Source organism: Streptomyces sp. NPDC056222 (genome assembly GCF_042264065.1).
Classification (GTDB): Bacteria; Actinomycetota; Actinomycetes; order Streptomycetales; family Streptomycetaceae; genus Streptomyces.
Map to the genome: position 1 here is coordinate 121,108 of NZ_JBHJTL010000011.1, position 6,351 is coordinate 127,458.

Sequence of the window (6,351 nt, forward strand, 5' to 3'; positions counted from 1 at the left end):
CTCTCGTCGGTTACCGGTCGTAGTAGTCCTGGAACGGGGAGACCAGGAAGGGGAACAGCCCGGCGAGACCGACGCGGACGAAACACTTCTCGACGACATTGGTCTGGCGGTGGGTGTACGAGAAGACGACCGTGACGACGGTCTGTGACCCGGTGCTGAGCCGGGACGGAGAGGCTTCCACCGCGGAGAGGACGTACCCCTCGTCGCGCTTCTCGTTGGACTCCTTGTAGATCGCCTGGGACCTCACCGTCAGGTAGTTGAGGGCCCGGCCGGCCGGGTCGGTGCCCGTGTTGTCGCTGAGCTGCAGCAACTGGTCGAGCAGCGCTCCGGCGCCTTTCTCGAACTCCTTGCGGGAGGTGCCGTCGGGGCGCTCGATCGCCCGGATCAGCTCCTTGCTGTCGAAGGCCCAGATCTTCTCGACGCCGACGACGGGGACGGAGAGACCTTGGCAGGCGCCCGGGGGAGCGATCGGGCCGAGATGGCCGACGACCACGGAGAGATCGCGCCTGTCGGGGACCGGGCGAAGGGCCTCCACGAGGTCGTCCAGACCGGCCGGGTCGGTCGGCTCCAGGATGTAGGTGTCGACGCCCTGGACGGAGAGGACGAAGCACATCTGCCGGGCGATGTAGCGGTTCTCCGGTGCGGAGAGGACGCGGTACATCGCGTCGGCGTCGGTGCTGTCGGTCTTGCCGTCGGCGCCCGCGATGTGGAAGAACTCGTGCTGGACGGAGATGTCGGGGAAGACGGCGTGGACGCGGCCCAGCACGTAGACGTAGCCGTGGGCGCGGTCGCCGGTGCCGCTTCCGGCGTCGGGGGAGGCGGCTGTGCAACCGCATCCGGCCTGGGTGACGGTCGGCTCGGTGGCGAGAGCGGCGTGGAGGTTCTCGGGGGCGAGCGCGGGGGCGGCGGGAGTTGGGGGAGCGGGACGTACCTCGGCTTCCGGCGCGGGGCTCGTGGCCGTGACGGTCTCAGTGATCTCGGGGTCCATCAGTCACTCCTCACGCACACTCTGTCGGGCCGTCAGACCGAGGGGCGGCCGATGCCGCCCCTGGCGCCCTGTCGTGCGGGCGCCCTGCACAGTGCTTCAGAGGTCCCGCCCGCCGCCGATCGTCATCCACCGGTTCAGCGCCTCGGCCCTGCGGCCACAGCCGCCGCAGGGCCGGATCCCCACCGCCGTGGTCACCCGGGCGACGGCGTCGCCCAGCCCGATCTCCGTACCCTCACGCGCGAAGCCGGGAATGCGTACCTGATGGCGAGTCCTGTCGTGGCGGCGGGTGCCACGGGAGTCGCGTGCCGCTCGCTTCCGAGCCGCACCCCGACCGCTCGTTGCACTGTCAACCATCCTGCTCACATCCCGGGGTTGAACCACTCGGCGGACGCCACACGGCGCGCTCCCACCCCTCCCCATTTTCCTCCAGGGGTGCTCCGGCCGCACTCCGATCAGCCTGGACGCCGCCGCCCTGTGGCGCGCCGGTGCCGGCCGACCCGCAGCGCGTCAATGAGAGGGGGCCTTCATCGCCTGAACGGGCGCCAATGGAGCGGCTGTTGACCGCCGTGGCATTGCTGCTGGATGCGGTCGATTCCATGCGTTTGTAGTGCGCGTCATGGCAAGGGTCGATCAATTTGGGTCGAGGTCGGTCAGTGCGGAGGTTCTCGTTCCAGCAAGGTCACATGGCGTACCCGAACTGACTATTCTCCCCTGCGTGTTGCGCTGCGCTCACAGCGAGTCACCGAACGCTGTGTCGCGCGTGGACGGAAGCCTGGCCGCAGGGAGGCGTGACCACCGATGCGATCTCGAACCGACCTGTCGGGGGCACCCATCAGAACACCCGCGCGTGGCATGGCGAAGTCCCGACCGCTCCTGTCGGCGTGTCGCATCACCCCCAGTCCACTCATTCCAGACTGTTTAGGGACCCCTCGATGGTTCGTACAGGTTCAACGCCTGGAGGCCTGCGGCGCGCAGCGGCTCCGGCATGGCTAGTCCCCCCCGGTGTTCTGGCCGGGGCCTGCGGCATAGCGCTGATCTTCGTTTCCGCGCAGATACGCACGCCGGTTGCCTGGTGCGGCCTCGTCGCCGTCGTCCTGACGGCCATCATCTCGGCTGAGACGGCGCGCCGGGCGCGCAAGGCGGAGGAGGCCCGCCACGCGCGGGCGAGTGCCGAGGTCCAGCAGTACTACGCGCAACGCGAGGCCGCGCTGCTCGGGCGCCTGGCCGATCAGCGGGCCACCACGGTATGGCTCGCGGAAGAGCTCCTCCCCGCGGCCGTCGCCCGGATGCAGAAGGGCGACCCGGCTTCCGAGATCCTGCAGTCCGTCTCGCTCGGGGAACATCTCGACAGCGAGTTCGCCGATGCGCTCCGGCAGGCTCTGCGGACGCTCCTGGAGGCGGTGGAGGCCGAGGAACACACCCGGGACTCCTCCCAGCGGGCACTGGTGGCGATCGCGCGAAGGGTCCAGGCGATCGTGCATCAGCTCGCCAAGGACCTCCGCGACATGCAGATCCTCCACGGCACGGATCTCGTGGTCTCCCACGGTCTGCAGGCCATCGACCATCGCAACGCCCTGATCGGGCGCCTCGCGGCCAGTGTCGCGGTACTGGGTGACGCCCGGCCCGGGCGGCAGTGGTCAAAGGCGATCCCTCTCTACGACGTCGTACGAGGGGCCATGTCACGCATCGTGGACTATCCCCGCGTGAAGCTGCAGTCGGTGACGGAAGTGGCCGTGATCGGCCAGGGCGCCGAGCCGCTGATCCATGTGCTCGCCGAGTTGCTCGACAACGCCACGACCTTCTCGCCGCCGCACACCCCGGTCGAGGTCAGCGCGAGCGAGGTGCCTTCCGGTATCGCCATCGAGATCGAGGACCGTGGGGTCGGGCTCACCGAAGAGGTGCGGCAGCGCATCGACCGCATCATGGCGCGGGCGGCATCCGGCCTCGATCTGGCCGACCTGGGCGAGGCGACGCAGCTCGGCCTGCCCGTCGTCAGCCGGCTGGCCCGCGAGAACGGCCTTGATGTCGATCTGCGCACCTCCGCCTATGGCGGAGTGCGGGCCGTGGTGCTCGTTCCGCGGAGCATGATCACCACGGTTCAGCAACCTGCCCAGAAGATCCAACCGTTCGCGCCGAAGCACCTGGGCGCACCGATCGTGCCGAGGCCGGCGATGACGCGCGATGCCGCAGCAGATTCCGTCGAGGTCAGACAGACCGTCAACGGGCTGCCGCAGCGGCGACGGGAATCGCCCGTCCCGACGCCGGTCGTCCGCACGGCGCCCCAGCCCCCCACTGCTCCGGCCGCGTCCCCCGGAGCGACCGGCGCCGCCCGGCAGCCGGGCCTGATGTGGGAGGCGTTCAGCGGGGAGAAGAGACCGGGTACCGACCAGTCCAGTCAAACCAGCGAGCCATCAGATGAGGATGAGTAACCGTGACGCCACTGCCAAACATGGACTGGATGCTCAAGGAGCTTGCGGCCAGCGTTCCGTATGTGCGACACGTGGTCGCGCTGTCGTCGGACGGTTTGTGCATCGGTCAAGCGAACACGGAGACCGACACCGCTGACGCCATCGCCGCCGCGTGCTCGGGCATGCAGAGCCTGGCGAAGGCCATCGCGCAGAAGTTCCCGCACGGGGACGGCTCGACGCGCATGGTCGGCATCGAGGTCGACGGCGGCTACTTCTCCCTGATGGCGGCCGGACCCGGAGCCTACCTCGCGGTGCTGGCCGACGAGGAAGTGGACGCGGGGTTGCTCGGCGACCGTATGCGCACGCTCGTGGTCCGGATCGGCCAGCACATGACCAGTCCGCCGCGGGATGACGTCGGGCAGGCGATGTGACGTCAGAGCACCAGGACACATGGGATGAAGGCAGTCCCGTACCGCTGTACGTCATCTCCGGTGGCCCGGGTTCCTCGGCAAAGGCCTTCAACCTGGTCACCCTCATCACATCGAGGTCGGCACCCGAACCCGCGATGCAGCCCGAGCAGGCCGCGATCCTCAGCATGTGCCAGTACCCGCTGTCGGTGGCAGAGATATCCGCGTATCTCAGTCTTCCGTTCAGTGTCCTCACGGCGCTGCTCTCCAAGCTCGTCGAGGACGGGCGAGTCGAGGCCATCGCTCCTGTTCCCGTCGCTTCGGTCCCCGAACTCGGCCTTCTGGAGGCGGTGATCCATGGACTACGTAATCTCTGACCCCGCCGCCGGCCCGCGCGGCACCGACGTGCTGCTGCCGCACGGCGCCAGGGGAGTCAAGGTCGTGATCGTCGGCGGCTTCGGCGTCGGCAAGACGACCATGGTCGGGGCGGTGAGCGAGATCTCGCCTCTGACCACCGAAGAAACCATGACGCAGGCCGGCGTCGGGATCGACCACAACCCCGGCGCGGAGGGCAAGAGCACCACCACCGTCGCCATGGACTTCGGCCGTATCAGCATCAACGAGGAGCTGATCCTCTATCTCTTCGGGACGCCGGGGCAGGAGCGCTTCTGGTTCCTGTGGAACGGCATCTTCGAAGGCGCTCTCGGCGCCGTGGTCCTCGTCGACACCCGGAGGATCGAAGTCTGCTTCGAGATCATCACCCGTCTGGAAGACCGCCGCGTCCCCTTCGTCGTGGCCGTCAACACCTTCCCCGAGGCCCCACAGCATCCGATAGCAGCGCTGCGGACTGCTCTGGACCTCAACGAATCAGTGCCCATCGTCACCTGTGACGCGCGCGACCGGTCGTCCTGCCGCGACGCCCTGCTCTCGCTGATGGGCTACCTGTGCACCCTCGCCGCCGCTCAGGAGTCCGCATGACTGTCCCGCCCACCGACCGCACCACGACAGAATCGGGGCTCGTCCCGCCCCCGGGCTGCCCGGCCCACACCGCCACGGGCGCCGAGGGAGTGACCCGACTCCATGGCGCCGCCGCCGAAACCGACCCCATGGGCCTGTACGAGAAGTTGCGTGCCACCCACGGTCCGGTGGCGCCCGTCCTCCTCGAAGGAGACGTACGCGCCTGGCTCGTTCTCGGATACCTCGAGAACCGTGATGTGGCCACCCGCTCCACCCAGTTCTCCCGTGACCCCCGTACCTGGCACGGCTGGAAGAGCGGCGAGATCGACCCCGAGACCTCACCGCTCGTGCCGATGATCGGCTGGCGTCCCGACTGCGTGTGCGCGGACGGCGAAGAGCACCAGCGTCTGCGTGGCGCCGTCACGGCCAGCCTCAACCAGTTCGACCAACGCGGCATCCGCCGCCACATCACCCGCTTCGCGCACCAGCTGATCGACGACTTCTGCGAGAGCGGCAGGACGGAGCTGGTGGGTCAGTTCACCGAACCCCTCCCCATGCTCGTCCTCACCCATCTGCTCGGCATGCCGGACGAGGACGGCCCCAAGCTCGTCCATGCGGCCCGTGACCTCTTCAAGGCCACCGAGACGTCGCTCGCCAGTAACGCCTATGTGCTGGAGACGCTCAAGCAGCTCGTCGCCGCCAAGCGCGAGCTGCCCGGGCAGGACATCGCTTCCGTGCTGATGGCCCACCCTGCCGGCCTCACCGACGAGGAGGTGCAGCACCACCTGCGCCTCATCCTGCTCGCGGGCTATGAGACGACCGCCAATCTCATGGCCAACGTGCTGCGGATGACGGTCACCGACCCGCGGTTCCGAGGGTCGTTGGCGGGCGGACAGATGACCCTGCCCGAAGCGGTGGAGCAAGTCCTGTGGGACGAGCCGCCGTTGATGGTGTGTCCGGGCCGCTGGGCCACCGGTGACACCTCGCTCGGAGGTCAGGAGATCAAGGCGGGAGACATGCTCCTGCTCGGCCTGGCCGCCGGCAACGTCGATCAGGCCGTCCGCCAGGACCCCTCGACCCGCGTGCACCACAACCGCGCGCATCTGTCGTTCAGCGCCGGCGCCCATGAGTGCCCCGGCCAGGACATCGGTCGTGTCATCGCCGACACCGGCATCGACATCCTGCTCACCCGGCTTCCGGACATCAGCCTGGCCATCGCCGAGTCGGAGCTCAGCTGGCGTTCCTCCACCTGGGCCCGGCATCTGACGGCTCTGCCCGTGAAGTTCGCCTCCCGCGCCCGGGAAGCCCGCGATCTGCCGGCACCGCTGCCGGCCCCGCCCGCGCCGACCGTCGGCATGCAGATGGCACCCCGCTTGCCGGTACTCGAACCCCGCGTCTCGTGGCGCCAGCGGCTGAGGCGGTTGCTGCGGCTGCGATAGGCCTCGTCGGTCGTATCGGGATCGAGCCCACAGCCGAGGGGCGGGCGGACCCCCCCCGTGGGCCCCCCCCCCCCCGGGGGGGGCCCGGGGCCCCCGGGGCCCAACGCAGGGCCCCGGGTCGGCGGGAAGACCTTTTTGGGGGGGCCGAAAGC

At 69.1% G+C, this 6,351-nt stretch carries 6 protein-coding genes; 5 read left to right on the forward strand and 1 reads right to left on the reverse strand.

Features of this window, described 5'->3' with window-relative positions:
• Positions 1 to 10: 10 nt before the first annotated feature.
• On the reverse strand, positions 11 to 988 hold the full coding sequence (locus ACFC0D_RS08385) for a hypothetical protein (RefSeq protein WP_376432440.1): 978 nt from the start codon (positions 986 to 988) through the stop codon (positions 11 to 13).
• 788 nt (positions 989 to 1,776) lie between these two features.
• Between ACFC0D_RS08385 and ACFC0D_RS08390 the strand changes: the two genes are divergently transcribed.
• From ACFC0D_RS08390 to ACFC0D_RS08410, 5 genes are read left to right on the forward strand one after another with little or no spacing between them, the layout of a single operon-like run.
• A complete protein-coding gene (locus ACFC0D_RS08390; protein ID WP_376432442.1) occupies positions 1,777 to 3,417 on the forward strand; it encodes a sensor histidine kinase in 1,641 nt (546 codons plus the stop codon).
• Between the two features lie 20 nt (positions 3,418 to 3,437).
• Positions 3,438 to 3,827, forward strand: a complete 390-nt coding sequence (locus tag ACFC0D_RS08395; protein ID WP_329112770.1) for a roadblock/LC7 domain-containing protein — start codon at positions 3,438 to 3,440, stop codon at positions 3,825 to 3,827.
• Complete coding sequence (locus tag ACFC0D_RS08400) at positions 3,824 to 4,180, forward strand: DUF742 domain-containing protein (protein ID WP_376432446.1); 357 nt, start codon at positions 3,824 to 3,826, stop codon at positions 4,178 to 4,180. The genes ACFC0D_RS08395 and ACFC0D_RS08400 overlap by 4 nt, the downstream gene beginning before the upstream one ends.
• The gene (locus ACFC0D_RS08405) at positions 4,161 to 4,781 is read left to right on the forward strand and encodes an ATP/GTP-binding protein (RefSeq protein ID WP_376432448.1); all 621 of its coding nucleotides are present in this window, start codon (positions 4,161 to 4,163) and stop codon (positions 4,779 to 4,781) included. Before ACFC0D_RS08400 ends, ACFC0D_RS08405 begins: the two co-directional genes overlap by 20 nt.
• Positions 4,778 to 6,199 (forward strand): cytochrome P450, encoded by a 1,422-nt coding sequence (locus ACFC0D_RS08410; RefSeq protein ID WP_376432450.1) that lies wholly within the window; start codon positions 4,778 to 4,780, stop codon positions 6,197 to 6,199. Before ACFC0D_RS08405 ends, ACFC0D_RS08410 begins: the two co-directional genes overlap by 4 nt.
• Positions 6,200 to 6,351: the final 152 nt, after the last annotated feature.

Bases quoted from the DNA above. Each gene is read 5' to 3' on its own strand.
- ACFC0D_RS08395 (WP_329112770.1), top strand. From the start codon at position 3,438: ATGGACTGGATGCTCAAGGAGCTTGCGGCCAGCGTTCCGTATGTGCGA.
- ACFC0D_RS08405 (WP_376432448.1), top strand. From the start codon at position 4,161: ATGGACTACGTAATCTCTGACCCCGCCGCCGGCCCGCGCGGCACCGAC.
- ACFC0D_RS08385 (WP_376432440.1), bottom strand. From the start codon at position 988: ATGGACCCCGAGATCACTGAGACCGTCACGGCCACGAGCCCCGCGCCG.
- ACFC0D_RS08410 (WP_376432450.1), top strand. From the start codon at position 4,778: ATGACTGTCCCGCCCACCGACCGCACCACGACAGAATCGGGGCTCGTC.